The organism is Streptomyces sp. NPDC059454 (assembly GCF_042749965.1).
Lineage (GTDB): Bacteria > Actinomycetota > Actinomycetes > Streptomycetales > Streptomycetaceae > Streptomyces.
The window spans coordinates 1-25,622 of sequence record NZ_JBHYVC010000062.1 but is presented as its reverse complement, the minus strand read 5'-3'; the positions used below and the strand labels follow the sequence as shown (position 1 = coordinate 25,622).

Below are 25,622 nucleotides of genomic sequence, written 5' to 3'. Positions count from 1 at the left end.
CGGGAGCAGCCGACCGGACGTTGGGCCGTCTCAGGCCAGAGACTCGTAGTACGCCTTCTGCGCCGGGTAGTAGTCCTCGAAGTCGGGCCGGGGCCCGCCCCTGTGGGCGGCGGTGAGCATGTCCAGGTAGTACTCCCAGCCGGGGCCGGTCTCGCCGAGGGGTTCCGTGGAGGTGAGATGGTGGATCAGCCGGAGTTCGGTGGCGCCTCCTGTCTCGGCCAGCAGCAACTCCAGCGACCAGGAACCGGCCTCGTCCTCCATCGTGACGGCGAGACGGCGAGGCGGCTCGCAGGCCTCGATCCGGATCGGGCTCCAGGGTGCCGACTCCTCGAACGCCATCCGCACCTCGACGGTGCGGCCCGGTCCGGCCTCGCCGCGCCAGGGGCCGAACCAGCGGGCGGTGCGCTCCGGCTCGGTGACGCTCGCCCAGACGTCGTCGGCCGGGGCGGGGTAGGTGCGGGTGAGGACGAGGTCGTATCCGGACGGCGTGGGTACGAGCCGCCCGGTGGGTTCAAGGGTCATGCCGTGTCCTCCCTGGAGTGGGGCGCGGTGCGCGATGTGTCGTCGGGCTCGGCCCGTTTCCGGTCCCGGCGCGTCCGGTGCACCTCGGTCTCCAGCGCCGCGAGACGCCGCGACCAGTCGGGCTGCCGGGTGTCGAACAGGGCGAGCCATGCGGCGAGGTGGCCCAGCCGGGTGTGCACGAGCGAGTACCGGCGGTGGCGTCCTATCTGCTCGTCCCGGACCAGACCGGCCTCACGCAGCACGCGCAGATGACGGCTCACCGCAGGCCGGCTGATGGGAAACCGGGCTGCGATCTCGCCTGCTGTCAGCGGGGTGTGGCGCAGCATGAGCAGGACCTCCCGGCGTACAGGATCGGCAATGGCCTCGGCCACCTCGCTCACTTCGTCCACACCTGAAGCGTAACGCATGGGTTACGCGTTGGGGCAGGGCTTCGGCACCGGCCTCGGGACACGTGGCCCCGTCCGTCGAGGCGTCACGTACAAGCCGGGCCGCGATCTCTACGGTCACAGCTGCCCCGGATGCGCCCCGCCGCGCAGGTCAGAAGCCGAGCTCGGCACCCTTCTGAAGGTCGGTTCGGCAGGCGCGGCAGCGGCCTGGGCGGGGTGCGCGGAAGGCGTGGTCGCAGCCGTCGCAGTTCTGCAGGGGGTGCCGTACGGGCGGCGGCGAAGCGGCGGCCGGCGTACGGAACGGAGGCGGGGGCGGGAGCTGGCCCGCGAGGCGGTGGGCCAGGAAGGCGGCGGGTCGTCGTACGCCCTCGGGTGGCAGGTCGGTGGTCAGGGCCCGGCGTACGACGGCGGGGGTGACGTCCCGTTCCAGCCAGGCGGCGACGCCGGGGGCCAGGTGGGCCGTGTCGCAGGCGGAGAGAAGCAGCTGGGAGTCGTGGCGGTGGAGGTCCGCGAGGAGGTCGGTGGCGGCCTGGAGGAGCGCGGGGGCGGCGTACGCGGGGCTCGGCACGGCGGGGAGGGGCTTACGGGGTGCGCGCTTCTCACGCGGCCTGTGCGGCGTGCTCTCCTCGTGCGTCTCCTGCCTCCGCGGTTCCGCTGCCGTGCGGGAAGGAGCCTCAGCGGAATGGCGGGCCGCCGCCGGCTGGTTGCACGAGATCGTGCGGGTCACGATGCGGCCGGTGGAGGTGCGGACGCGTTCGCGGCGCAGGTAGCCGTGGGTCTCCAGCTCGCGCAGGGCGGCGGCGATGCGGGTGGCGCCTTCGGGGAAGCGGGCGGCGAGGGTCTTGATGTCGGCGGGGGCGCCCTTCGGCAGCGACTGGAGGTGCGTGCCGAGCCCGATGGCGAGCAGCGAGAGCTCGCGGTGCTGGGCGAGGTGGTTGCCGATCACCGTGAAGCGGGTGGTGTGGCGGGTGTTGTCGTGCCGGAGCCCGCCGGTGGTGCGGTGGACCCGGTTCGGGTGCTTGTTGCCCGCAGGGCGGGCCTGGGCGTGCGGGGGCACGCTAGGGTTCTGGGTAACCATCGGGAAGGTCCTGTCTTCCTCGGTGGCCAGGCCCTCGCAGTGGGATGCCAGTCCCGGCGGGGGCCGTCTCATGTCTGCGGTTGTGGTGGTGCGTTGCGCCGAGCGTCGGGCCTCGGAGGCCGCGAAATCCAGCCGGTTCGGCGATGTTCACCCGCCCGAGTGAGTGCGACCACGGGCGGGAGGGGTGGGGTTTGGTGGGGTGCTTTCCCCGGAGTTCTTTGTCTTTCAGTCGTCGACGGCACCGGAGCGCGAGGGTGCGGGTTCCGGTGGCGTGAAGCTCAGTTCGGCCCAGACGGTCTTGCGCGGGAAGCGTCCTTCCGCCCCCCAGCGGTCGGCCAGTGCCTCGACGAGCAGCAGGCCCCGGCCGGACTCGGCCATGGCGTCGGACGCCTGGGGCGCGGGCATCCGGCAACTCCGTATCGCCGAACTACGATATGGCACCATCCGCGCACAGGCTCTCCCACCTCGGGAGTCGCCGGCATTCATCGAGGAACTGCCGGGGGAAGCATGATCCGCAAGGTCTCCGACCACCACACTTCGGGCCTCGCGTGGTTCAAGAGCAGCTACAGCGACGGCAACGAAGGCGACTCGTGCGTCGAAGTGGCAGGGACCTGGTTCAAGAGCAGCTACAGCAGCGGCGCGGAGACTGACTCCTGCGTCGAGGTCGCCGCCGAGCCCGGCACCGTCCACGTCCGTGACTCGAAGGACGTCGAAGGCCCCCGGCTGGCCTTCGCCCCCGCCGCGTGGGCCGGGTTCGTGCCGTACGCGGTCGAGGGCTGACCCGGCGACTCCTACTCGACCTCGGCCTCCGGTACGTCCACGTCGCCGCCCAGGGAGCGGGCGATGGCGGTGAACTCGTTCGGGGCGGACGGGAGGTCGCGGACGATCTCCTCGGCGATCACCTCGGGCGGCAGGCCGCTGTCGGCGTCGTCGAGGGCGGGGTCCTTCATCCACGTGATGTCGAGGTTGACCTTGTCGCGGGCGATCAGGTCCTCCTGGCCGAGCTTCTTGAACGGCCCGTTCTCGTCCTCCGGCTCGATGCGGGAGGAACGTGGCTCGCCCGGCCGGGGACGCGGAACATTCCCCCTCTCTCCTCGCCGCGGCAACACGCGGTCGGGAGAAGCCTCACTCCGCTGAAAACGTGAGCAGCGGACAGAGCAATGTCAGTCAGACGCTCAAACGAGCAGACTGAAGACAGTGAGGGCTGAGATGCTCACGGTTTTCGTCAGCACCCCCGAACCCCGTCAGACGTCCTGGAGCCGCCGGAACGGCTGGTCCGCCTCCAGCTCGAACGCCAGCTCCAGCAGCTTCCGTTCCGCGCCCGGGCGGCCCGAGAACATGACGCCGACGGGGAGGCCGTCCGGTGTCGCGCTCGCGGCCGGTACGGAGATCGACGGGGTGCCGACGACGTTGTTGACCGGGGTGAACGCCACGTAGGCGAGGAGCCGTTCGATCAGTGTGACGTACGGGACGGTCGGGCTGAGGTGGCCGAGCGGTGGGGTGGTGTGGGCGAGGACCGGGGAGAGGATGACGTCGAGGCCCCGGAACCCCGCCGCGTACGCCTCCCGCGTGCGCTTCAGTCTGCGCAGGACGTCCGGCGTGGTCCTCCACCTGCCCACGTACATCTCGCGCAGTCCCCGGCTCAACCCGTCCATGCGGCGGCGGTCGAAGTCCGTGCCCATCGTCCTGCCGGTCACGCCGATCAGGAACGACAGCAGGCCCCAGTACGTCAGGAAGTCCTCGGTGAAGTGCGGGTCGATGGACAGTTCCACCGGTTCCACGGTGTGGCCGAGCCGCTCAAGACGCCGCGCCGTCTCCGTGACGGCCGCCCGGGTGTCGGCGTCGACCCGGACGCCGTTCGGGGAGTCCACCAGGAGCCCGATGCGCAGGCGGCGCTCCGAGGGCCCGTCGACGAGGCCGACGGGCGGAAGCTTCGGGTTGCGCCAGTGCCGCTCCGCTGCGGCGAGGAACGCGGCGCTGTCCCGCACCGAGCGGCTCACCACGCCGTCGGTGACGAGGTCGATGGGGAGCCGGCGGCCCTGCGCGTTCGCCACCATCCGGCCGCGGGTCGGCTTCAGTCCGACGAGTCCGCACGCGGCGGCGGGGATGCGGATCGAGCCGCCGCCGTCGTTGGCGTGCGCGATCGGCACCGCGCCGGCGGCGACGAGTGCCGCGCTGCCGCCCGACGAGCCGCCCGCCGAGTGCCCCGTGTGCCACGGGTTGCGGACGGGCTCGGCGCCCTCGTACTCCGTGGTGGGGCTGAACCCGAACTCGGGCAGCCGGGTCTTGCCGAGCACGGTGACACCGGTGCTCAGGAACTGGCGGGCGAACGGGGCGTGCCGCCGTGCGGCCCTGGGCGCGAACGCGGCGCTGCCGTGGCCGGTGGGCAGCCCCTGGTAGTCGGTGTTGTCCTTCACGAAGGTCGGCACCCCGGCGAAGGCACCGACGGCCCCGGAGCCGTACGCCGGCACGTCGAGGTGCACCTGGACCGCGTTGAGCCGGGACTCGACCGCCCTGACCCGGGCCGCCGCGTCCCGGGCGACCTCGGCGGCACCGACCTCGCCCCGGCGGATCGCCTGTGCGAGACCGACCGCGTCGTGGTCGCCGAGGGCGTCGTCCCGGAAGACGTGCACCCTGGTCCGCGCCTCGCTCTGTTCCTCGGAAGTCGTCACCGTCGGCTCCGCCCCTGCACGCGTGGATGAGTGTCCGCCATCATTCCCTACCAACAAGTAACATGCGAGGGGTCGGCGGGCACGATTCGGTGAGCACACGTCGGTGCACCCGGCCCGTACGGCCGTGGGCCGGTCCACCGGCTTCCGCGAGGATCACCCGCTCCGGCCGCCGTCGGCGGCCAGTTCCCAGTCGATCTCCCACACCCGTACGGTCCCGGCGGAGTCGCCGCAGACGACGTACCGGCCGTCGGGCACCGGCACCGCCGCCAGCGGGCTGTCCCCCTTCGTGTCGGGCAGGGGGGAGGAGCGCCCCGTGCGGACGTTCCACACCTCGATCCCTCCCCGGTTGTCGCACACCGCGAAGCGGCCGTCCGCGGTGAGGCGGGCGCCGGAGGAGGAGTAGCCGTCGAAGACCCCCAGGCAGGCGCCGGTCGTCGTGTCCCAGAGGCGCCGGGCGCGTTCGCGGTGGTCGCCGCCCGAGAGGGCGTGGCGGCCGTCCGGGCTGAGCCACACCGACCGCACGGCGCGGGTGTGGCCCGTCATGACGCGCAGGCACCGGCCGCTGTCGAGGTCCCACAGGCGGACGGCCTTGTCGTCGCCCCCGGTGACGGCGAGCCGGCCGTCACCGGCGGTCCACACGGCGTTGACCGAGAGTTCCGGGCCGTCGAACGCGCGCAGCGGCCGGTCGTCCTCGACGTCCCACAGCCGCAGCTTCCGGCCCGGGCCGCCGATGAGCGCGCGGCGGCCGTCGGGGAGCAGCCGGGCCGACGCGCCGTAGGCATCCCTGTCCAGCACCCGCAGGCACGTCCCGGAGGCCACGTCCCACAGGCGGGCGGTCCGGTCCCGGCCGAGGGACAGCAGGCGGCTCCCGTCGGGGCTGAGGCCGATCTCCTCCACCAGGTGCGTATGGCCCGTCAGCACGCCGACGCACCGCGCGGCGGTGAGGTCCCACAGCCTGATGGTGCGGTCGCTGCTCGCGGACGCGGCGAGTCGGCCGTCGTCGGAGACGTCGATCCGTGTGATGTACGCGGTGTGGCCGGTGAGTTCGTGGGCCGGCCAGGCCGTGCGCAGGCCCACGCGCGTGGTGCGGGCCTCCAGCCGCCGCCAGTGGGCGAGGAGACGCGGGGCACGCTCGTGGCCGGGGACCGAACGGGCGAGGGTGAGCCGGTCGAGTGCGCGCGCCGTGTCGCCGTCGGCCAGGGCACGTTCCGCCTCCGCGACGAGGGCGTCGACCCGCTCGCCGAGGCCCGACAGTTCGACCGGGGGACGGGGCCGGCTGAGGTGCGGCGGGGCGGTGTACCCGCCGGGCAACGCCCACCGCCGCAGCGTGTCGTCCTGTGCGGCGGACATCCCGTACCGGGCGTCGGGAGAGAACCGCACGGCGGTCACCGGACCGCGATGGCCCCTGAACGTGCGCAGGCACCGGCCCGTGTCCAGGTCCCAGTACCGCACCGCGTGGTCGTCCCAGCCGGACAGTACGGAACGGCCGTCCGCGCTCAGCGCCAGCGACCGGACGGCGCGCCGGGGCCCGCGGAGCGTACGCAGCAGGCGGCCCGAGTCCACGTCCCACAGGTGGATGGCGCCGGTGCCGTGCCCGCTCAGCGCGCGGCGGCCGTCCGCGCCGAAGCACACCGACCACACGAACGAGGAATCGCCGCCGTGCAGGAGGCGCACGGAGGCGTCGGTCAGGGAGACGAGCTGGAGTGTGCCACCGGTGCCGCCGGCCAGCGCCCAGCGGCCGTCCGGGGCGGCCTCGAGCGCGTGCACCGGCTCGTCGGCCCCGCCCGGCCGGTTGACGGAGCGCAGCGTGCCGCCGCTGAGGGTGACCCCGATGACCGTCCCCTGGTTCGTCCCGAACAACACCGCCCGGCCGGCCGGGGTCAGCCGCACCGGCGCCACCGTGAACCCGCCCTCCGCGGGCGGGGGGAAATCGGCCGCGTACAGGCACCGTCCGTCGGTCAGGTCCCAGAGCCGGACGTCCCGGTCCGGACCGACGGACACCGCGGTCCGCCCGTCGCGGCTCACGTCCACCGAGCCCACCGCCTTCTCGTGGGCCCGGACGACGCGCAGGCAGGCGCCGTCCGGTACGGACCACAGCCGTACGGTGCCGTCCCAGCTCCCGGTCAGCACGGTCCCCGCCCGTGGACCGAACCGGATCCGGATCTCCTTCGCGACGTGGTCCCGGTCGGTCATCCGCTCACGCGGATACGACTGCCAGGGCACCGGCGTCACCTCGACGCAGCGCGCGTCCACCACGCGTCCCGACCCGGCCGCCCGGAGCGCGTCGGCCGCGTCCGGGTCGTCGGGCCGCTGCTCCAGCAGCGCGCGGGCGGCGGGCATGTCGCCGCGTTCCAGGTGGACCTGGGCCAGCAGGCGGCCGGCGGCGGCGGCGGCGGGCACGGCGTTCGCGGTGTTCGCGGTGTTCGCGGTGTTCGCGGCGACGACGGCAGCGGCGGTCCAGGCGGCCTCCAGGGTGGCGACCAGGTGCTCGTCGGTGATCTCGCCCCGCCGCCAGCGCAGCAGACCGGCGTTGTAGTGGGCGGCCGGATGGTGCGGGTCGGCGGCCGTCGCCCGCTCGAACGCCTCCGCCGCCTCGGCCGGACGCCCGAGGTCGAGCAACGACAGGGCACGGTTGTTCAGTTCGTCGGCGCGCAGTTCGGCCGGGACGGGCGCGGGACGGGGATACGGGCGTCCGGTCAGCCTCTCGTACGACGCCACCAGACCGGCGGCCACCTCGGCCATCGAACCGGGCCGGTCGGCCGGATCAACCGACAGGCACCGGGCGAGCAACGCCGCGACGTCCTCGGGCACGGGCACCGCGTATCCGCCCGACACCCGCAGGCCGGCCAGGGTCTCACCGGCGACCGGACCCGCGAACCACGTGACGTCGCCGACGAACATCTCCAGGACGGACACGGCGAAGCTGTACAGGTCGCTGGGCGGTCCGACGCGATGCCCCCGGAACTGCTCGGGGGACGCGTAGGCGGGCGTCATACCGAGACGGGTGACGAGCACGCTCGCGGGGGACGCCCCGTCGGTCCCGGCCTCCCCCTCCGGCCGCGCCACGGGCGCACCCTGCCCGGCGTCCGTTCCGGTGCCCTGGCGGGCGGTCCGGCCGGCGGTCCGCCGGCCGCTGTGCCACGACCGCGCCAGCCCGAAGTCCGTCACCTTCGCGACACCGTCCCCGACGAGGACGTTCGCCGGCTTGACGTCCTGGTGCACCAGGCCCTTGCGGTGCGCGTGCTCCAGGCCTCGCGCGCACTGCACGGCCAGGTCGAGGACACGGGCCGACGCCTCGCGCGGCGTTCCCCCGTACAGGCTCCGGTCGGCGATCCGGTCCCGCAGGCTGCCGCCGGACACGTACTCGGCGAACACCCGCGGCACCCCGTCCAGCGTGCGGACGTAGTAACAGGCGCAGACGTTCGGATGCAGGCCGAGCGCCACCCACTCCTCGGCCTCGGTGACGAACCGCGCCCGCTTCTCCGCGTCCCGGTACACGTCCGCCCGCGGACTCTTCACGGCGAGATCGATGTCCCACCCGAGGTGCCGCACCCGGTGGACGAGCCCCATGGCCCCCTGTCCGTGCACCCGCGTGACCTCGTACCGCCCGTCCACCACGTCTCCGACGCGCCACTCCCCCACTGCCTCACCCTTCCCTCACGGCCCGCCCTCCGGGCTGCCGACGGCACGGCGTCCGGCCACGGCGGAGAGCGGGACGGAGCGGACACGCGTCCGCCCCCTCGGGCGTCGCCGGTCCGAAGCCCACGGAGTCCGATGCGGGGAGGCGGGAGGGGAGGACGGGCGGGACGTGGACTCCGGCTGGGTCCCGGGAGGTGCCTCGGGGCCCGGCCGGAAGACGGGGCGGCTCAGAAGTTGATGCTGCCGATCATCCCCGCGATGTTCGTCGTCAGCTCGCTGATGGTCGGGGCGATCGTCGACGAGGCGAGGTAGAAGCCGAGCAGCATGCACACCACTGCGTGCCCTGCTTTCAGGCCCGACTTCTTGACCAGCAAGAAGACGATGATCGCCAGCAGCACCACCGCCGAAATCGAGAGTGCCACGGCGGTTCACCTCCAAAGGTCCCAGGGCGCGGGGTAGGGGGACGTAGGAACATGGGGGCAGGTAAAGCGACACAGCAGCCAGCAGGTTCATACCCACTATGCGCTAAAGATCATAACTATCCGTACGTGCGCATCGGTCGGCGCACGGCCGCACAAGGGGGCGCATGGCCAATATGGTCATGGCATGACGACCGAGACCGACTCCTTCCCCCGACGGCACGCCCGTACCCTGCGCTTCACGCTCGGCGCGCCGCGTTCGTTCAGCGTGGCTCCCGACGGCTCGCGTGTCGTGTTCCTGCGCTCCGGTTCCGGTACGGACCGGGCCAATTCGCTGTGGGTCCTCGATACGGAAGGGGGCGGGGAGCGCGTGGCGGCCGACCCGCGCGCCCTCCTGGGCGGGGCCTTGGAGAACCTCTCCGCCGAGGAGCGGGCGCGGCGCGAACGGAGCCGCGAAGGCGGTGCCGGCATCGTCGGCTACGCCACCGACGCGGCCGTCGAGTTGGCGTCTTTCGCCTTGTCAGGGCGGCTTTTCACGGCCGAACTGCGGGCCGGGACGGCACGTGAACTGCCCGTACCGGGACCGGTGATCGACCCGCGTCCGTCGCCGGACGGGCGGTACGTCGCCTACGTCTCCCGGGGTGCGCTGCGTGTCGTGGAGGCCGAGGGGGCGGACGAACGGGCGCTGGCGACCCCGGAGTCGGAGGGCGTCACCTACGGTCTGGCCGAGTTCGTCGCGGCCGAGGAGATGGGCCGCTCACGGGGCTTCTGGTGGGCTCCGGAGTCGGACCGGCTGCTGGTGGCGCGCGTGGACGACACGCCGGTACGGCGCTGGTGGATCTCCGACCCGGCGCATCCGGAGCGGGAGCCGCAGCGGGTGGCGTATCCGGCGGCGGGCACCCCGAACGCGGACGTCCGGCTGTTCGTGACCGGCCTCGACGGGACGCGCACCGAGGTCTCCTGGGACCGTGCGCGCTACCCGTATCTGGCACATGTGCACTGGTCAGCGGCGGGTGCCCCGCTGCTGCTCGTCCAGGCGCGCGACCAGCGCGCCGCGCTGATCCTGGCCGTGGACCCGGACTCCGGGGCGACCCGGATGGTGCACGCCGACGAAGATCCGATTTGGCTGGAACTTTTCCCCGGGGTGCCGTGCTGGAGCCCTTCCGGGCAGCTGGTGCGGATCGCGGACGAGGGGGGCGCGCGACGACTCGCCGTCGGTGAACGACCGCTCACCGGAGCCCAGTTGCACATCCGCGCCGTACTGGACGTCTCCGCCGACGACGTGCTGGTCTCGGCGTCGGCGGGCACGGAGGCGGCCGTTCCGGAGATCGGCGAGGTGCACGTCTACCGGGTGAACGAACTCGGCGTGGAGCGCGTCTCGCAGGAGCCCGGTGTGCACTCGGCGGTACGCGCCGGGGGTGTGACCGTACTCGTCTCCGCGACTGCGGACCGGCCAGGTTCCCGGGTCCAGGTGCTGCGTGACGGGAAACCGACGGCGACTGTCCCCTCGTACGCCGAAGACCCTGGTATGTCCCCCCGCGTGACCCTGACCCAGGGGGGCGCACGCCGCATTCCGTGCGCCGTGCTTATGCCTCGGGACTACGCCGGTGACACCCCCCTGCCGGTGCTCATGGACCCCTATGGCGGCCCGCACGGGCAGCGGGTGCTCGCCGCCCACAACCCGCATCTGACCTCGCAGTGGTTCGCCGACCAGGGGTTCGCGGTGATCGTCGCGGACGGGCGCGGGACGCCGGGCCGCTCGCCCGCCTGGGAGAAGTCCGTCCGGGACGACATCGCCGCCGTCGTCGTCCAGGACCAGGTGGACGCGCTCCAGGCGCTCGCCGCCGACTTCCCGCTCGACCTGGACCGGGTCGCCGTCCGGGGCTGGTCCTTCGGCGGTTACCTGGCGGCCCTCGCCGCCCTGCGCCGCCCCGACGTCTTCCACGCGGCGGTGGTGGGCGCCCCGGTCACCGACCTGCGCCTGTACGACACCCACTACCAGGAGCGCTACGTCGGCCACCCGGACGAGCAGCCGGAGGTCTACCGCCGCAACTCGGTGATCGACGACGCGGGCCTGGTCGACGCCGCCGGACCGCACCGCCCGATGATGATCATCCACGGCCTCGCGGACGACAACGTGGTGGTCGCCCACTCCCTGCGCCTCTCCTCCGCGCTGCTGGCGGCCGGCCGCCCGCACGAGGTGCTGCCCCTGTCCGGTGTCACCCACATGACGCCGCAGGAGGAGGTCGCCGAGAACCTGCTCCGCCTCCAGCTCGGCTTCCTCAAGCGGTCACTGGGCCTCACGAACGGGGACGAACCGCGTTAACGCACAGGCAACTTCACCGAAGCGGTACCGATATACGGACACGGCACGCTGATCGGCGTACGGCCGTGCGGGTGCCGTGAGCGGGCCGGGGTGCGCCATGTCACCCCGGCCCGTTGCCGTGTCTCTCCACCGGTACCAGCACCTTCTCTTCCGCGAAGTGACAGGCCGAGGCGTGCGCCGCCGGCCCCCCTGCCGCGCCGGACCAGGAGGGCACCGCGAGCTCCGGCACCTCCAGCGCGCAGCGCTCCCGCGCCTTCCAGCAGCGGGTGCGGAAGCGGCAGCCGGAGGGGACGTCCGCCGGGGACGGGACGTCGCCGCTGAGGATGATCCGCTCGCGGTGTTCCCGGGCCTCCGGGTCCGGTACGGGCACGGCGGAGAGCAGGGCCTGGGTGTACGGGTGCGTGGGGTGCTCGTAGATCTCGGTGTCCGTGCCGGTCTCCACGATCCGCCCCAGGTACATCACCCCGACCCGGTCGGAGATGTGCCGGACGATCGACAGGTCGTGCGCGATGAACACGTACGCCAGGCCGAACTCGGACTGCAGCCGGTCCATCAGGTTGACGACCTGGGACTGCACCGACACGTCCAGCGCGGAGACCGGTTCGTCGGCGACGATCACCTCGGGGCGCAACGCCAGCCCCCGTGCGATGCCGATGCGCTGGCGCTGGCCGCCGGAGAACTGGTGCGGATAGCGGTTGACGTACTCCGGGTCGAGGCCGACGACGTCCAGCAGCTCCTGGACCCGTCGGCGCCGGTCGCCCTTGGGGGCCGCCTCGGGGTGGATCTCGTACGGCTCCCCGACGATGTCGCCCACCGTCATACGGGGGTTGAGGGAGGTGTACGGGTCCTGGAACACCATCTGGACGTTGCGGCGTACGGCCTTGAGCGCCCGGCCCGACAGCCTGGTGATGTCCTCGCCCTTGTAACGGATCGAACCGGCCGTCGGACGTTCGAGGCTGACCAGCATCTTCGCGACCGTGGACTTGCCGCAGCCGGACTCGCCGACGATGCCCAGCGTCTCGCCCCGGCCGAGCGCGAAGTCCACTCCGTCGACCGCCCGCACGGCGCCGACCTGCTTGCGGAACACGACGCCCCGCGTCAGCGGGTAGTGCTTGACCAGGCCGCGGACCTCCAGGACCGGCTCAGTCATTCAGGCACTCCCTCCAGAAGTGGCAGGCGCTCCCCCGCGTCGCCGAGACCTCGTACGGCGGTGGCTCGTCGGTGCGGCAGACGTCACGGGCCCGCGGACAGCGGGGGTGGAAGGCGCAGCCCGGCGGGATGTGCGTGAGGTTGGGCGGCAGGCCCTTGATGGCGTGGAGCTCCCGGCCCTTGAGGTCCAGGCGGGGGACGGAGTCCAGCAGGCCCCTCGTGTACGGGTGCGCCGGGGCCTTGTAGAGGTCGTGCACCGGCGCCGACTCGACGATCCGGCCCGCGTACATCACGGCGATGCGGTCGGCGACGTCGGCGACCACGCCCAGGTCGTGGGTGATGAGGATCAGGCCCATGCGCAGCTCGCGCCGGAGTTCCGCGAGCAGGTCCATGACCTGGGCCTGGACGGTGACGTCGAGGGCGGTGGTCGGTTCGTCGGCGATGACCAGGGCGGGTTCCAGGGCCAGCGCCATCGCGATCATGACGCGCTGGCGCATGCCGCCGGAGAACTGGTGCGGGTACTGCCCGGCCCGCTCCCGGGCGGCGGGGATGCGCACCCGGTCCATCAGCTCGACGGCCCTGGCCCGCGCGTCCTTGCGCGACATGCCCCGGTGCACGGTGAACATCTCGGCGAGCTGGTCGCCGACGGAGAGCACGGGGTTCAGCGACGACAGCGCGTCCTGGAAGATCATCGCCATCTCGGCGCCCCGGACCCTGCGCCGCTCGTCCTCCTTCAGCCTCAGCAGGTCCCGCCCCCGGAAGACGACCTCGCCGCCGGTGATCCGGCCGGGCGGGGTGTCGAGGATGCCCATGACCGCCTGCGCGGTCACCGACTTGCCGGAGCCGGACTCGCCGAGCACGGCCAGCGTCTCGCCCGCCTCCACGCCGTAGCTGACGCCGTCGACGGCCTTCGCGACCCCGTCCCGGGTGTGGAACTCCACGTGCAGATCCCGCACTTCGAGCAGCACGGCGGCTCACCTCAGCTTCGGGTCGAGGGCGTCGCGCACCGCGTCGCCGAGCATGATGAACGCCAGGACGGTGATCGCGAGGGCCCCGGAGGGCCACAGCAGCGCGTGCGGGGCGTTGCGGACGTACGGGGAGGCGGCGGAGATGTCGATGCCCCAGGAGACGCTGGGCGGCTTCAGGCCGACGCCGAGGTAGGACAGGGTGGCCTCCAGCGCGATGTACGTGCCGAGCGCGATGGTCGCGACGACGATGACGGGCGCGACGGCGTTGGGCGCGATGTGCCGGAGCATCAGGCGCGCGTGGGAGGCGCCGAGGGCCCGCGCGGCCTGGACGTAGTCGTTCTGCCGGGCGGTGAGGACGGCGCCGCGGGCGATGCGGAAGATCTGCGGCCAGCCGAGCAGCACGATGAAGCCGATGACGGGCCAGACGGTGTTGCTGGTGACGACGGAGAGCAGCACCAGCCCGCCGAGGACGACCGGGATGGCGAAGAAGACGTCGGTGATCCGGGACAGGACCGCGTCCCGGGCGCCGCCGAAGAACCCGGCGAGGGCGCCCAGGACACCGCCCAGGACGGTGACGCCGAGGGTGGCGAGGACGCCGACGGCGACGGACGTACGGGCGCCGTGGACGGTCCGGGTGTAGACGTCGCAGCCCTGGCCGTCGAAGCCGAAGGGATGGCCCGCCCGGGCGCCCTCCTGGGCCTTGGACAGGTCGCACGCGAGGGGGCTGCCGGAGGCGATCGCCGACGGCCACAGGGAGATGAGGAGGAGGAAGAGGATGACCACCCCGGAGACGAGGAAGACGGGGTTGCGGCGCAGGTCGCGCCAGGCGTCGGACCACAGGGAGCGGGGCCGGTCCCGCGGTCGGGGGCCGTCCGGGCCCTTTGGCCGCTTCTCCGGGATCCCGGCCTCCTCGACGCCCAGGTCGATGGTGCCGCCCCCTCCGGCTCCCGCGATGACGGGCTCGGGTTCGTAGTGCTGCTCAGGCATAGCGGATCCTCGGGTCCAGTACGGCGTAGAGGAGGTCGACGACGAGGTTGGCGACCAGGAACACCAGCACGAGCACGGTGACGAAGCCGACGACGGTCTGGGTGTTCTGCCGCAGGACGCCCTGGTAGAGCTGGTAGCCGACGCCGTGGATGTTGAAGATCCGCTCGGTGACGATCGCGCCGCCCATGAGGAAGCCGATGTCGGCGCCGATGAAGGTGACCACGGGGATGAGGGAGTTGCGCAGCAGGTGCCGCACGACCACCCGGCGGTGGGGCAGGCCCTTGGCGACGGCGGTGCGGACGTAGTCGGAGCGCCGGTTCTCGGCGATGGAGGTACGGGTCAGCCTGGTGATGTACGCCAGCGAGACCGAGGCCAGCACCAGGCCGGGCAGGAGCAGCTCGCCGAAGGGCGCCTCGGCGGGGACCGAGGGACGGATCCAGCCCCACTTCACGCCGAGCAGCAGTTGGAGCAGCAGGCCGGTGACGAAGGTGGGCACGGAGATGACGACGAGGGTGAGCAGCAGGACGCCGGTGTCGACGGGGCGGCCCCGGCGCAGTCCGGTGACCACGCCGAGGGTGATGCCGACGACGATCTCGAAGAGGATCGCGATCAGGGTGAGGCGGATGGTGACGGGGAACGCCGTCGACATCAGCTCGGTGACCTCCTGGCCGTTGAAGGCCGTGCCGAAGTCGCCGGTGAAGACGTTCCCCATGTAGGTCAGGTACTGCTGCCAGACCGGCTTGTCGAGGCCGAACTCCCGTTTCAGCCGGGCGGCCGTCGCCGGGTCGCAGCGCCGTTCGCCGCACAGGCCCGCGATGGGGTCGCCCATCACGTTGACCATGAGGAAGATCAGCAGGGTGGCTCCGGCGAACACCGGGATCATCTGGAGCAGCCGCCGGAGGACATGGCGTCCCATGGCCGGTCAGCTCACCTTGATCTGGTCGTACACGGGGACGCTGAAGGGGTTGAGCTTGACGTCGGACAGCCGTTCGGACCAGCCGGCGCTGCCGTTCTGGTACCAGAGCGGGATGGCCGCCATGTGGTCGCGGACGACCTCCTCGGCCTGCTGGAACAGGCTGATGGCCTTGGCGGGGTCGGTCTCCCGGTTGGCCCGGTCGACGAGGTCGTCGAACTCCTTGTCGGACCACTTGCCGTCGTTGGAGGAGGCGCCCGTGTAGTAGAGCGGCTGGAGGAAGTTCTGGATGAGCGGGTAGTCCATCTGCCAGCCGGCGCGGAACGGGCCGCTCATCTCACGGTCGGTGATCCGGCCGCGGAAGTCCGCGAAGGTGCCGACGGGTTCGGCGGTGCAGGCCCGCTCGTCGTCCAGGGCGTTGTTGATGGAGTTGCAGACGGCGTTGACCCATTCGCGGTGGGAGCCGGTGTCCGCGTTGAAGGTGATCGTCACCTTGCCGCCGGGCAGCCCGCCGCCCTCCCGGATCAGCTTCCTGGCCTCGGCGGGCCTGTACGCGCAGGCCTCCCCGCACAGGCCCTCCCGGAAGCCGCCGTCCTCGCCGAGGACGGGCGAGGTCCAGTCGGTGGCGGGGGTGCGGGTCCGATGGAAGATCGTGTCGGTGATCTGCTTGCGGTCGATCGCCATGGACAGGCCCCTGCGGACCTTCTCCGAACCGGGCTTGCTCCAGACGTCGTCGTAGTGGGGGAAGGCGAGGGTCTGGATGATGCCGGCGGGGGTGTTGAGGTAGCGGTCGCCGAGGTCGTTCCTGACGTTCTTCAGCTGGGCGGCGGGGACGTCGTCGACCAGGTCGAGGTTGCCGGCCATCAGGTCGGTGTAGGCGGTGTTGTTGTCGGTGTAGACCTTGAGGTCGACGCCGCCGTTGCGCGCCTTGTCGGGACCGGGGTAGTCGGCCCACGTGCGCAGGGCCATCTGTGCCCCGCGGATGTACGAGTCGACCAGGTACGGGCCGTTGCCGACGGGCTTCTTCACCCAGGCGTCGTGGTCGTCGAAGAAGGCGCGGGGCAGTGGGGCGAAGGCGTTGTAGCCGAGGGTGTCGGGGAAGGTCGAGAACTTCTGGGTGAGCCTGACGGTGAAGGTGCGGTCGTCGACCACCTTCAGCCCGGAGAGGGTGCCGGCGCTCTGCTTGCCGCCGTCCTCGGGGTGGACCTCGTCGTAGCCCTCGATGTAGCCGAAGAAGTACGCGTTGCGCTGGTTGTTCTTCAGGCTCGCGCCGTAGTTCCAGGCGTCGACGAAGGACCGGGCGGTGACCTTCTCGCCGTTGCTGAAGGTCCAGCCGTCCTTGACGGTGATCCTGAAGTTCCGCGAGTCGGAGGTCTCGATCCTCTCGGCGAGCATGTCCTTCGCCTCACCGGTGACCGGGTCGTAGCGCTTCAGCCCCCGGAAGATCATGTCGAGGACCTTGCCGCCCTGGACCTCGTTGGTGTTGGCCGGCTCCAGCGGGTTCTGCGGGTCGCCCCAGGAGGCGCTCAGTACGGCACCGGCGTCACCGCTGCCGCTGCCCTGGCCCCCGCAGGCGGTCGCGGCGAGGGCGGCCGCCACCGCACAGACGGCCCATCGGGCGTGCGTGGCTCCGCGCATGGGTGCCTCCTCGTACATGGACTGAGTACGTGCGCCGATCCTTCACGCCAATATCGACGCAAAGGGTGCATCACGCACATGTACGGCACCTGTACGAGGGTGACTCCAGCCGTATGTACGTATGAGACGCCCGAAGAGGGCGGCCAAAAGGGCACGGGTGCGGGAGTCCTGCGCTCCCGCACCCGTGCCCCGAGTGCCTTCGGGGTCCGACGTCAGGCCTTGGCCACGTCGCCCTTCTCCAGCGGCGTCAGACCTTGGACGCGCCGCCCGCCTCCAGGGCCCTCAGCCCCGGGTCCATCACCACGTCCTCGGCGCGGGCCTCGGTTGTGGGCTCCTCCGGGAAGTGGCAGGCCGTCAGGTGTCCCGGCTTGCTGCCGTCGATCCGGACCAGCGGCGGCTCCTGCGTCGCGCACTTGTCCTGCGCCTTCCAGCAGCGGGTGCGGAACCGGCAGCCGGACGGCGGGGAGATCGGCGAGGGCACGTCGCCCTCGAGACGGATGCGCTCCCGCTTCTCCGCGTCGATGTCGGCGTTCGGGACCGCGGACAGCAGCGCGTGCGTATACGGGTGACGGGGCCGGTTGTAGATCGAGTCGCGGTCCGCGATCTCCACGATCTTGCCGAGGTACATCACCGCGACGCGCTGCGAGAAGTGCCGCACGATCGCCAGGTCGTGGGCGATGAAGACGAAGGCGATCCCCATCTCCCGCTGCACCTCCTGCAGCAGGTTCACCACCTGGGCCTGGATCGACACGTCGAGGGCCGAGACCGGCTCGTCGGCGACGATCAGCTTCGGCTCCAGCGCGATGGCACGCGCGACACCGATGCGCTGGCGCTGGCCGCCGGAGAACTCGTGCGGGAAGCGGTTGTAGTGCTCCGGGTTGAGACCGACGATCTCCAGGAGCTCCCGGACCCGCTTCTCGCGGCCGCCCGGCGGGTTGATCCCGTTGATCTCCATCGGGCCCGCGATGATCGTGCCCACGGTCTGCCGCGGGTTCAGCGAGGCGTACGGGTCCTGGAAGATCATCTGGATCTCGGACCTGATCGGCGCCAGCTCCCTGCGGCCGGCCCGGCTGATGTCCTTCCCCTTGTACTCGATGCTGCCCGTGGTCGGCTCGTACAGCCGGGTCAGCAGCCGGCCGGTCGTCGACTTGCCGCAGCCGGACTCGCCGACGAGGCCGAGGCTCTCCCCGGGGAAGACCTCGAAGTCGACGCCGTCGACGGCCTTGACCGCGCCGACGGTGCGCCGGATCGGGAAGCCGCCCTTGATCGGGAAGTGCTTCGTCAGACCACTGACCTTCAGCAGCGGTGCGCTGTCACCGTCCCGCTGCTGCGGGTCCGTGTCGGCGACCGCTGTGGTCGTCTTGCTGTTGTCGCTCATGGTGATGCCCCAGTCGCCGGTTTCCGCTCAGCCCAGCCGGGGCTGAATCGTCTCGATGAAGACCTGCTGCCGCTGCTCCACCGTCAAGTGGCAGGCGGCTCCGCGCCCCGGGCCGAGCAGCGGGCGCTCGCCCGAGCAACGCTCCCCCGAGACCTTGTCGGTGAAGCCGCACCGCGGGTGGAACGGGCAGCCCGAGGGCGGGTTGAGCAGGGAGGGCGGCGATCCCGGGATCGGCATCAGCGGCTCGTCCACGTCGGCGGAGAGCCGCGGCATCGATCCCAGCAGGCCCCACGTGTACGGGTGCTGAGGCGACTTGAGCACCTCGCGCACCGAGCCGCGCTCCACGGCACGGCCGGCGTACATCACCAGGATGTCGTCGGCCATGTTGGCGACCACACCGAGGTCGTGGGTGATCATGATGATCGCGGAGCCGAACTCCTGCTGCAGGTCCTTGAGCAGGTCGAGGATCTGCGCCTGCACCGTCACGTCGAGCGCCGTGGTCGGCTCGTCGGCGATGAGCAGGTCCGGGTCGCAGGAGAGCGCCATGGCGATCATGGCCCGCTGCCGCATACCGCCGGAGAACTGGTGCGGGTAGTCGTCGACCCGCTTCTGCGGGTGCGGGATGCCGACCTTCTGGAGCAGGTCGACGGCGCGCACCCGGGCGTCCCTCTTGGAGGCGCCGGTGTGCTTCATGAACGGCTCACCGATCTGGCGGCCGATCGTGTAGTACGGCGACAGCGCGGTCAGCGCGTCCTGGAAGATCATCGCCATCTTCTTGCCGCGCAGCGTCTCCAGCTGCTTCTCGGCGGCCGTGGTCAGCTCCTGGCCGTCCAGCGTGATCGACCCGTCGATGGCGGTCTTCTTGCGGTTGTGCAGGCCGAGGACGGCCAGGTTGGTCACCGACTTGCCGGAGCCGGACTCGCCCACGATGCCGAGGGTCTTACCGCGCTCCAGGTCGAAGGAGAGGCCGTCCACCGCCTTGACGATGCCGTCGTCGGTGGAGAAGTGGACCTTGAGGTCGCGCACCGAGAGGAAGGCTTCCCCCGCGGCGGCGGCCGCGGCCTCTTCGGGCTTGGTCTGAGTGGTCACGGTGATTCTCCTAGGACAGACGCACGCGCGGGTCGATGACGGCGTACAGGGCGTCCACGATCAGGTTGAAGAAGATGATGAGCGCGGCGCTGACCAGCATGACGCCCATCAGCATCGGCAGGTCCTTGTCGATGACGGAGTCCAGCGCGAGCCGGCCGAGCCCGGCCAGACCGAACGTCAGCTCCGTCACCATGCCGCCCGACAGCAGCGAGGACAGGTCGATGCCGAGGATGGTGATGATGGGGATGAGGGAGCCGCGCCAGGCGTAGCGGAAGAAGACGAAGTTGCCCGACATGCCCTTGGCGCGGGCCGCCTTGACGTGCTCCTCCTGGAGCTGCTCGATCATCGACGACCGGCTCATACGAGTGTAGTTGGCGGTGAAGATGGTTGCCATGACGACCCAGGGGATCAGCAGGCCCATGAACCAGCCGCCGAGGTCCTCGGAGAAGGGCACGTACTTCGGCTTGTCGAGCCATCCGGTGCTGTAGACCAGGCCGAGCAGCACCAGCGGGCCGAGGAAGTAGATCTGCATCGAGCTGACGACCAGCGAGCCGGAGCTGAAGGTCTTGTCCACCCAGGTGCCGCGGTACTTGGCGGCGAGCATGCCGGCGCCGAGACCGACGATCAGGAAGACCAGCAGGCTGCCGACGGTCAGCGAGAGCGTCAGCGGGAAACGGTCGAGGATGGTGTCCCAGACGTTCTGGTTGTTGGCGAAGGAGACACCGAAGCAGGGGGCGTCGCAGTGGCCGACGGCGAAGTCACGGCCGGCGAAGATGCCGATCAGGAAGTTCCAGTACTGGACGGTGACCGGCTGGTCGAGGCCGAGGTTCTTGTGGATGATCTCCAGCGCGTCCGGAGTGCAGTTCTTGCCACAGGCCAGCAGCGCCGGGTCCTGCGGGATCGCGAAGAACATGAAGAAGGTGAACGCACTGATCAACACCAGGATCAGCGCCGCGCCGAATGTCCGGCGAATGAGGAAGGGAAGCATGGCAGGAAGCTGCTCTCAAGACGGCGGCAATTCGGAGGGGAAGTCTGGAGACGTCCGGGACCCGGTGGTGGGCGCTCCGCCGCGCGCCCACCACCGGGATCCCGGGCCGGCGGTTACTTCTTGAGGAAGACCCGGGTGACGTCCACGTAGCTCGAGTCGGAGCTGTAGCGGATGCCGCCGACGTTCGAACCGAAGATCTGGAAGACCTTGGTGTAGTAGATCGGGGCGGCCGGGTTGACTTCCTTGGCGATGTACTCGCTCAGCTCGGTCCACGCCTTGGTGGCCTCAGCCGTGTCGGTGACCTTCAGGATGCGCTGGATCTCCGAGTTGACGTGGTCGTCGTTGATGTGCGAGTAGTTCGACGAACCGTCCTGGATCTGCGTGCCGTCGTAGAGCGGCGGGACGACCGTGGAGGCGGACGGCCAGTCCTGGCCCCAGCCGGTCATGTACAGGTCGTAGCCGTTCTTGACCTTGCCGACCTGCTCGTACCAGGTGGCGCTGTCGATCTCCTTCTTCTGGATGTCGAGACCGATCTTCTCCAGAGCGTCGGTGATCAGGACGGCCTGCTGCTGACGGACCGGCGTGTTGGCGTAGGCGTAGACGAGGCTCTTGCCCTCGAAGCCGCCTTCCTTGATCAGCTTCTTGGCGGCCTCGATGTCGCCGTTGGGCTTCTTCGAGCGGTTGAACGGGTCGAAGGACTCGTTGTAACCCGGAGTCGTGGGCGAGGTCAGCGAGTTGGCGACCTCACCGCCGTAGGCACCGCCGTCGGCCTTGAAGACCGAGGTGGAGGGCATCGCCAGGGTGATGGCGTCACGGAGCTTCTTGTCCTTGACGCGGTCCATGTTGAAGTTCAGCTGCCACACGTAGGGCGCGTAGCCCTGGATCGTGCGCTTCATGGCCGCCTTGTTGCTCACCACCTTCTGCAGCTGGGTGGTGGCGACCTGGCCCGTGAACATCATCGCGTTCTTGGCCTCGCCCTGGTCGGCCAGGAGCGTCTTGGTCTGGTCCTCGTCGTCGTGGTTCATCGAGATGTCGAAACCGTCGACGTACTGGTGACGCACGGAGTCGGACTTCGCGTCCCACTCGGTGTTCTTGACCAGCTTCATGGACTTGCCGGGCTTGAAGTCGGCGATCTTGTACGGACCCGTGGCGACCGGGTCGGAGTCGTACTTCTCCTTGGTGTCCGTCTCCTCCGGGACGACGCTGTAACCGGGCATGGTCAGCATCTGCGCGAGGTCGGGCTGCGCGTCCTTGAAGTGGAAGACGACCGTCTTGTCGTCCGGCGTCTCCAGGACGTCCTTCGGCAGGTGCTTGCCCTTGAAGGGACCCTCGTACGCGTCGCGGTAGGTGGTGCCGGCGCCGGACAGCCACTGCTGCAGGTAGGTCGGGCCGTCGGTGATGAACGAGGAGTACAGGCGCTCGATCGTGTGGCGGATGTCCGCCGAGTTGATCGGGTTGCCGTTCTCGTCCTTCAGGTCGTCCTTCAGGGTGTAGGTCCAGGTCTTGCCGCCGTCCGAGACCTTGCCCGCGTCGGTGGCGAGGTCGCCCACGACGGTCAGGTTGCCCTGGTCGTCCTCGGAGTACTGGGTCAGACCGCGGTAGATGAGGCGGCTGAGCAGCTTGCCGTCCGAGACGTAGATCTGCCCCGGGTCCAGGTGGGAGAAGTCGTCCTCCTGGTAGACGGCCATGGTGCCGCCCGGCTGGGCGCCCGGAATCTCGGGGGCCGGACCGGTCGACGCCTTCACGTCACCGATCTGCACCGGCTTCGACTGCGACTTGGCGTCCTCTTTTTTCTTGCTGTTGTCCTTGGCCGAGGAGTCGCTGCCGCCGCCACCGCAGGCGGTGAGGGTCAGGGCGCCGGCGGCGACCGCGACAATCGCGGCCGTGGCGGCACGGTTACGGAAGATGCTCATGGGGACGGATCCACCTGCCTGTAGTAGTGGGCACTGCTGGTACATGGCCGGAGCCGGGCCGTAGGGCACCGGGGACCGGCCGGGCGAGAGTGTGGGGGGATTCCCCTGTGGGCTCAGCGCCCCGTCTTGGGATCGAAGGCGTCTCGCACCGAGTCACCGAGGAGGTTGAAGGCCACGACGAAGATCACCATGGCTACTCCGGGGAAGAGCATGTAGTACGGGTCCTGCTCCACGGTGTTGGCACCGATGGCGAACATCCGCCCCCAGTCCGGCGTGGGCTCGACGTACCCCACGCCGACGAAGGAGAGGAACGCGATGCTGAGGATGGTGGCGGGCAGCATGAGCGTCGCCTGCACCAGCGTCGGCGTGACGATGTTGGGCAGCAGCTCCTTGCGGATGATGCGCCAGGGCGAGGCTCCGGAGATCCGCGCCGCTTCGATGAACTCCCGGTCGCGCAGGGAGAGCGCGGCGCCCCGGACGATCCGCGCCATGCTCATCCAGCCCAGGAAGGACAGGACGATGATGATCGCGGAGGTGCGCACGTAGGTGGGCGTCTCCTTGTCCGGGGCGACGAACACCGTGGTGATGACCGGCATCGCGGCGACGAAGAACAGCTGGCTGGGCAGGGCCATGAAGAAGTCGGTGATCCGGCCGAGCCAGTAGTCGATCTTCCCGCCGAAGTAGCCGCCGGCCAGGCCGATCAGCACGCCGATCACCGTCATCAGGAGCGTCGCGACCAGCGCCGTGGCGAGTGAGGTCCGGATGCCGTACAGCAGCTGCGTGAACACGTCACGGCCCAGACCCGGTTCGACGCCGAACCAGAACTCCCCGTCCATGCCGCCGAAGGGCTTCGCCGGCATGGTGAACATGTCGAGAAGTTCAGGGTTCTCCTGCCCGTAGAGGGTGTACGGATCCTTGCCGTACACCTTCGAGATCAGCGGGGCGCACGCGGCGGCCACGAAGAAGAAAATCACCACACACGCGGAGACGACTCCGGTACGGTCGCGCTTGAAGCGCTGCCACATCAACTGGCCGGGGGAACGACCCTCGGGCTGCTTGACGCCCTCGGCGACCGTTTTTTCGGTGGTCGCCGCGAGCTCAGGGTCCAAGACAGCCGCGGACCCGGAGTCCTCGGCCTTGATTGGACTGGTCATCGTGTTCGTCCCCCGGGGGGTTGGAGAGTTGAGCGCAGCACAGATACCGGCAGGTTCTGTGGTTTGGGGGAACTTTCGCCAAGACAGTCAACGCGCGTCAAGGGCGGAAGGCATAGGGATCTCCCTACCGTTCATATTTTGAGCGAAAATTGCAAAGATTGACACCTACGCGCGCTTGACACCCCTGAAGAGAAACCGGCAATCCGGACAATTAGGTACACCTTTTTGTTTACATGTCCGAAACGCGTTCGCGCGCATACCGATATGCGAACAGTTCTTCGCGACCCTCGTGAGTCACAGGGGGTTCACGGGCTCGCGAGGGCGGACCGCGCGGCGGCCCCGTACCATGGGGTGAGGCCGAGGCATGTTCAGCCCGGCAGGGCCCGCACACCACAGACGCTCGTGCGGGGCATTCCTCAGCATCCCGGGAGTACGCCTTATATGGCCACGCGCCACGACATCCGCAACGTCGCCATCGTCGCCCACGTCGACCACGGCAAGACCACCATCGTCGACGGCATGCTCAAGCAGGCCGGCGCCTTCGCCGCGCACCAGCTCGACCAGGTCGACGACCGCATGATGGACTCGAACGACCTGGAGCGTGAGAAGGGCATCACGATCCTCGCCAAGAACACGGCGGTGAAGTACCACCCCAAGGACGGCGGGGAGCCCATCACGATCAACATCATCGACACCCCCGGCCACGCCGACTTCGGCGGCGAGGTCGAGCGCGGCCTGTCGATGGTCGACGGTGTGGTGCTGCTGGTGGACGCCTCCGAGGGCCCGCTGCCGCAGACCCGCTTCGTGCTGCGCAAGGCGCTCCAGCAGCGGCTGCCGATCATCCTCTGCATCAACAAGACGGACCGTCCGGACGCCCGGATCGACGAGGTCGTCAACGAGACCTACGACCTCTTCCTCGACCTGGACGCCGACGAGGAGCAGATCGAGTTCCCGATCGTCTACGCCTGCGGCCGGGACGGCGTCGCCTCGCTGACCAAGCCGGAGGACGGCACGGTCCCGGCCGACTCCGACTCGCTGGAGCCGTTCTTCTCCACGATCCTGCAGCACATCCCGGCCCCGACCTACGACGAGGGCGCCCCGCTCCAGGCCCACGTCACCAACCTGGACGCCGACAACTTCCTCGGCCGTATCGCCCTGCTCCGCGTCCACCAGGGCGAGCTGAAGAAGGGGCAGACGGTCGCCTGGATGAAGCGCGACGGGTCCGTCGCCAACGTGCGCATCTCCGAGCTGATGATGACCGAGGCGCTCACCCGCAAGCCCGCCGAGAAGGCCGGCCCCGGTGACATCTGCGCCGTCGCCGGCATTCCGGAGATCATGATCGGCGAGACCCTCGCGGACACCGAGAACCCCGTCCCGCTGCCGCTGATCACGGTGGACGAGCCGGCGATCTCCATGACCATCGGCACCAACACCTCCCCGCTGGTCGGCCGCGGCGCCACCGGCAAGGGCGCGGACAACAAGGCGGTCGTCAAGGACCGCAAGGTCACCGCCCGCCAGGTCAAGGACCGCCTGGACCGCGAGCTGATCGGCAACGTCTCGCTCCGCGTCCTGGACACCGAGCGTCCCGACGCCTGGGAGGTGCAGGGCCGCGGCGAGCTGGCGCTGGCCATCCTGGTCGAGCAGATGCGCCGCGAGGGCTTCGAGCTGACCATCGGCAAGCCGCAGGTCGTCACCAAGGAGGTCGACGGCAAGACGTACGAGCCCGTCGAGCGCATGACGATCGACGTGCCCGAGGAGCACATGGGCGCGGTCACGCAGCTCATGGGCGTGCGCAAGGGCCGGATGGACAACATGTCCAACCACGGCTCGGGCTGGGTCCGCATGGAGTTCGTGGTCCCCTCCCGTGGCCTGATCGGTTTCCGGACGGAGTTCCTGACCCAGACCCGCGGCACCGGTATCGCCCACTCCATCCACGAGGGCCACGAGCCCTGGTTCGGCACCCTGACGACCCGCAACAACGGCTCGCTGGTCGCCGACCGCTCCGGTGCCGTCACCGCGTTCGCGATGACCAACCTCCAGGAGCGCGGCGTGCTCTTCACGGACCCGGGCACCGAGGTGTACGAGGGCATGATCGTCGGCGAGAACTCCCGTGCCGACGACATGGACGTCAACATCACCAAGGAGAAGAAGCTCACCAACATGCGGTCGTCCTCGGCCGACTCGTTCGAGGCGATCGTCCCGCCGCGCAAGCTGTCGCTGGAGCAGTCCCTGGAGTTCTGCCGCGACGACGAGTGCGTGGAGGTCACCCCGGAGGCGGTCCGCATCCGCAAGGTGAACCTGGACGCCCGCGAGCGCGCCCGCGCCGCGAGCCGCGCCAAGCACGGCTGACACGGACGCGTGAGCGGCACCCCCCCGGCGGGGGGGTGCCGCTCACGCGTGTGC

General features: G+C 70.3%; 20 protein-coding genes and 2 pseudogenes. 4 read left to right on the top strand and 18 right to left on the bottom strand.

Translation table 11 applies throughout. The features are described from left to right. Nucleotides 1-30: 30 nt before the first annotated feature. The 4 genes and pseudogenes from ACFXAE_RS29815 to ACFXAE_RS29800 form a co-directional block, all read right to left on the bottom strand. Nucleotides 31-522 carry an SRPBCC family protein gene (locus tag ACFXAE_RS29815; RefSeq protein WP_384720546.1) on the bottom strand — a complete coding sequence of 164 codons (492 nt, stop codon included), beginning with the start codon at nucleotides 520-522 and terminating at the stop codon, nucleotides 31-33. Further along, nucleotides 519-911 carry a metalloregulator ArsR/SmtB family transcription factor gene (locus ACFXAE_RS29810; protein WP_384720543.1) on the bottom strand — a complete coding sequence of 131 codons (393 nt, stop codon included), beginning with the start codon at nucleotides 909-911 and terminating at the stop codon, nucleotides 519-521. The genes ACFXAE_RS29815 and ACFXAE_RS29810 overlap by 4 nt, the downstream gene beginning before the upstream one ends. Before the next feature lie 148 nt (nucleotides 912-1,059). Continuing rightward, a complete protein-coding gene (locus ACFXAE_RS29805) occupies nucleotides 1,060-1,986 on the bottom strand; it encodes a helix-turn-helix domain-containing protein (protein ID WP_384720607.1) in 927 nt (308 codons plus the stop codon). A 225-nt stretch (nucleotides 1,987-2,211) separates the two neighbouring features. Next, a pseudogene (locus ACFXAE_RS29800) lies at nucleotides 2,212-2,397 on the bottom strand (ATP-binding protein); the annotation flags it as partial. Here ACFXAE_RS29800 and ACFXAE_RS29795 point away from each other — a divergent pair. Continuing rightward, nucleotides 2,393-2,497: pseudogene (locus tag ACFXAE_RS29795) on the top strand (transcriptional regulator); the annotation flags it as partial. The pseudogenes ACFXAE_RS29800 and ACFXAE_RS29795 overlap by 5 nt on opposite strands. Further along, nucleotides 2,494-2,766 carry a DUF397 domain-containing protein gene (locus tag ACFXAE_RS29790; RefSeq protein ID WP_384720540.1) on the top strand — a complete coding sequence of 91 codons (273 nt, stop codon included), beginning with the start codon at nucleotides 2,494-2,496 and terminating at the stop codon, nucleotides 2,764-2,766. The pseudogene ACFXAE_RS29795 and the gene ACFXAE_RS29790, both read left to right, overlap by 4 nt. Nucleotides 2,767-2,777: 11 nt before the next feature. Here the strand turns inward: ACFXAE_RS29790 and ACFXAE_RS29785 are convergent, their stop codons facing one another. The 4 genes from ACFXAE_RS29785 to ACFXAE_RS29770 all read right to left on the bottom strand — a co-directional run bounded on the left by ACFXAE_RS29785 (nucleotide 2,778) and on the right by ACFXAE_RS29770 (nucleotide 8,719). Then, on the bottom strand, nucleotides 2,778-3,092 hold the full coding sequence (locus tag ACFXAE_RS29785) for a methyltransferase (RefSeq protein ID WP_384720538.1): 315 nt from the start codon (nucleotides 3,090-3,092) through the stop codon (nucleotides 2,778-2,780). A 138-nt stretch (nucleotides 3,093-3,230) separates the two neighbouring features. Continuing rightward, entirely contained in the window at nucleotides 3,231-4,658 is a 1,428-nt protein-coding gene (locus tag ACFXAE_RS29780; RefSeq protein ID WP_384720535.1) for an amidase, read from the bottom strand. A gap of 153 nt (nucleotides 4,659-4,811) precedes the next feature. Further along, nucleotides 4,812-8,300: a WD40 repeat domain-containing serine/threonine protein kinase gene (locus ACFXAE_RS29775; protein WP_384720532.1), complete on the bottom strand. Its 3,489-nt coding sequence runs from the start codon at nucleotides 8,298-8,300 to the stop codon at nucleotides 4,812-4,814. 224 nt (nucleotides 8,301-8,524) lie between these two features. Next, nucleotides 8,525-8,719: a hypothetical protein gene (locus tag ACFXAE_RS29770; protein WP_030145837.1), complete on the bottom strand. Its 195-nt coding sequence runs from the start codon at nucleotides 8,717-8,719 to the stop codon at nucleotides 8,525-8,527. Between the two features lie 184 nt (nucleotides 8,720-8,903). Here ACFXAE_RS29770 and ACFXAE_RS29765 point away from each other — a divergent pair, with 184 nt between their 5' ends. Next, nucleotides 8,904-11,042, top strand: coding sequence for a prolyl oligopeptidase family serine peptidase (locus ACFXAE_RS29765; protein ID WP_384720529.1), 2,139 nt, complete (start codon nucleotides 8,904-8,906; stop codon nucleotides 11,040-11,042). A 100-nt stretch (nucleotides 11,043-11,142) separates the two neighbouring features. Here ACFXAE_RS29765 and ACFXAE_RS29760 read toward each other — a convergent pair whose 3' ends face one another. From ACFXAE_RS29760 to ACFXAE_RS29715, 10 genes are all read right to left on the bottom strand, one after another. After that, nucleotides 11,143-12,192, bottom strand: a complete 1,050-nt coding sequence (locus ACFXAE_RS29760) for an ABC transporter ATP-binding protein (protein WP_384720526.1) — start codon at nucleotides 12,190-12,192, stop codon at nucleotides 11,143-11,145. Then, entirely contained in the window at nucleotides 12,185-13,159 is a 975-nt protein-coding gene (locus tag ACFXAE_RS29755) for an ABC transporter ATP-binding protein (RefSeq protein ID WP_384720523.1), read from the bottom strand. Before ACFXAE_RS29755 ends, ACFXAE_RS29760 begins: the two co-directional genes overlap by 8 nt. A 6-nt stretch (nucleotides 13,160-13,165) precedes the next feature. After that, complete coding sequence (locus ACFXAE_RS29750) at nucleotides 13,166-14,146, bottom strand: ABC transporter permease (protein WP_384720520.1); 981 nt, start codon at nucleotides 14,144-14,146, stop codon at nucleotides 13,166-13,168. Next, the gene (locus ACFXAE_RS29745; protein ID WP_384720517.1) at nucleotides 14,139-15,062 is read right to left on the bottom strand and encodes an ABC transporter permease; all 924 of its coding nucleotides are present in this window, start codon (nucleotides 15,060-15,062) and stop codon (nucleotides 14,139-14,141) included. The genes ACFXAE_RS29750 and ACFXAE_RS29745 overlap by 8 nt, the downstream gene beginning before the upstream one ends. A 6-nt stretch (nucleotides 15,063-15,068) precedes the next feature. Next, complete coding sequence (locus ACFXAE_RS29740; protein ID WP_384720514.1) at nucleotides 15,069-16,697, bottom strand: ABC transporter substrate-binding protein; 1,629 nt, start codon at nucleotides 16,695-16,697, stop codon at nucleotides 15,069-15,071. 247 nt (nucleotides 16,698-16,944) lie between these two features. Beyond that, entirely contained in the window at nucleotides 16,945-18,075 is a 1,131-nt protein-coding gene (locus ACFXAE_RS29735) for an ABC transporter ATP-binding protein (protein ID WP_384720511.1), read from the bottom strand. A gap of 27 nt (nucleotides 18,076-18,102) precedes the next feature. Next, on the bottom strand, nucleotides 18,103-19,164 hold the full coding sequence (locus ACFXAE_RS29730; RefSeq protein ID WP_384720508.1) for an ABC transporter ATP-binding protein: 1,062 nt from the start codon (nucleotides 19,162-19,164) through the stop codon (nucleotides 18,103-18,105). 10 nt (nucleotides 19,165-19,174) lie between these two features. Next, on the bottom strand, nucleotides 19,175-20,152 hold the full coding sequence (locus ACFXAE_RS29725; RefSeq protein ID WP_384720505.1) for an ABC transporter permease: 978 nt from the start codon (nucleotides 20,150-20,152) through the stop codon (nucleotides 19,175-19,177). Between the two features lie 113 nt (nucleotides 20,153-20,265). After that, nucleotides 20,266-22,065: an ABC transporter substrate-binding protein gene (locus tag ACFXAE_RS29720; RefSeq protein ID WP_384720502.1), complete on the bottom strand. Its 1,800-nt coding sequence runs from the start codon at nucleotides 22,063-22,065 to the stop codon at nucleotides 20,266-20,268. 113 nt (nucleotides 22,066-22,178) lie between these two features. Beyond that, nucleotides 22,179-23,219: an ABC transporter permease gene (locus ACFXAE_RS29715; RefSeq protein WP_384720499.1), complete on the bottom strand. Its 1,041-nt coding sequence runs from the start codon at nucleotides 23,217-23,219 to the stop codon at nucleotides 22,179-22,181. A gap of 441 nt (nucleotides 23,220-23,660) precedes the next feature. On the opposite strand from ACFXAE_RS29715, the gene typA reads away from it, so the two are divergent. Continuing rightward, nucleotides 23,661-25,568, top strand: coding sequence for a translational GTPase TypA (gene typA / locus ACFXAE_RS29710; RefSeq protein ID WP_384720496.1), 1,908 nt, complete (start codon nucleotides 23,661-23,663; stop codon nucleotides 25,566-25,568). The last annotated feature ends 54 nt before the right edge of the window (nucleotides 25,569-25,622 follow it).

What these genes read in the sequence shown, in the direction of transcription:
- ACFXAE_RS29735 (WP_384720511.1), bottom strand. Translation starts at nt 18,075, where the DNA reads ATGAGCGACAACAGCAAGACGACCACAGCGGTCGCCGACACGGACCCG.
- ACFXAE_RS29725 (WP_384720505.1), bottom strand. Translation starts at nt 20,152, where the DNA reads ATGCTTCCCTTCCTCATTCGCCGGACATTCGGCGCGGCGCTGATCCTG.
- ACFXAE_RS29740 (WP_384720514.1), bottom strand. Translation starts at nt 16,697, where the DNA reads ATGCGCGGAGCCACGCACGCCCGATGGGCCGTCTGTGCGGTGGCGGCC.
- ACFXAE_RS29760 (WP_384720526.1), bottom strand. Translation starts at nt 12,192, where the DNA reads ATGACTGAGCCGGTCCTGGAGGTCCGCGGCCTGGTCAAGCACTACCCG.
- ACFXAE_RS29715 (WP_384720499.1), bottom strand. Translation starts at nt 23,219, where the DNA reads ATGACCAGTCCAATCAAGGCCGAGGACTCCGGGTCCGCGGCTGTCTTG.
- ACFXAE_RS29750 (WP_384720520.1), bottom strand. Translation starts at nt 14,146, where the DNA reads ATGCCTGAGCAGCACTACGAACCCGAGCCCGTCATCGCGGGAGCCGGA.
- ACFXAE_RS29815 (WP_384720546.1), bottom strand. Translation starts at nt 522, where the DNA reads ATGACCCTTGAACCCACCGGGCGGCTCGTACCCACGCCGTCCGGATAC.
- ACFXAE_RS29720 (WP_384720502.1), bottom strand. Translation starts at nt 22,065, where the DNA reads ATGAGCATCTTCCGTAACCGTGCCGCCACGGCCGCGATTGTCGCGGTC.
- ACFXAE_RS29790 (WP_384720540.1), top strand. Translation starts at nt 2,494, where the DNA reads ATGATCCGCAAGGTCTCCGACCACCACACTTCGGGCCTCGCGTGGTTC.
- ACFXAE_RS29765 (WP_384720529.1), top strand. Translation starts at nt 8,904, where the DNA reads ATGACGACCGAGACCGACTCCTTCCCCCGACGGCACGCCCGTACCCTG.
- typA (WP_384720496.1), top strand. Translation starts at nt 23,661, where the DNA reads ATGGCCACGCGCCACGACATCCGCAACGTCGCCATCGTCGCCCACGTC.
- ACFXAE_RS29805 (WP_384720607.1), bottom strand. Translation starts at nt 1,986, where the DNA reads ATGGTTACCCAGAACCCTAGCGTGCCCCCGCACGCCCAGGCCCGCCCT.
- ACFXAE_RS29745 (WP_384720517.1), bottom strand. Translation starts at nt 15,062, where the DNA reads ATGGGACGCCATGTCCTCCGGCGGCTGCTCCAGATGATCCCGGTGTTC.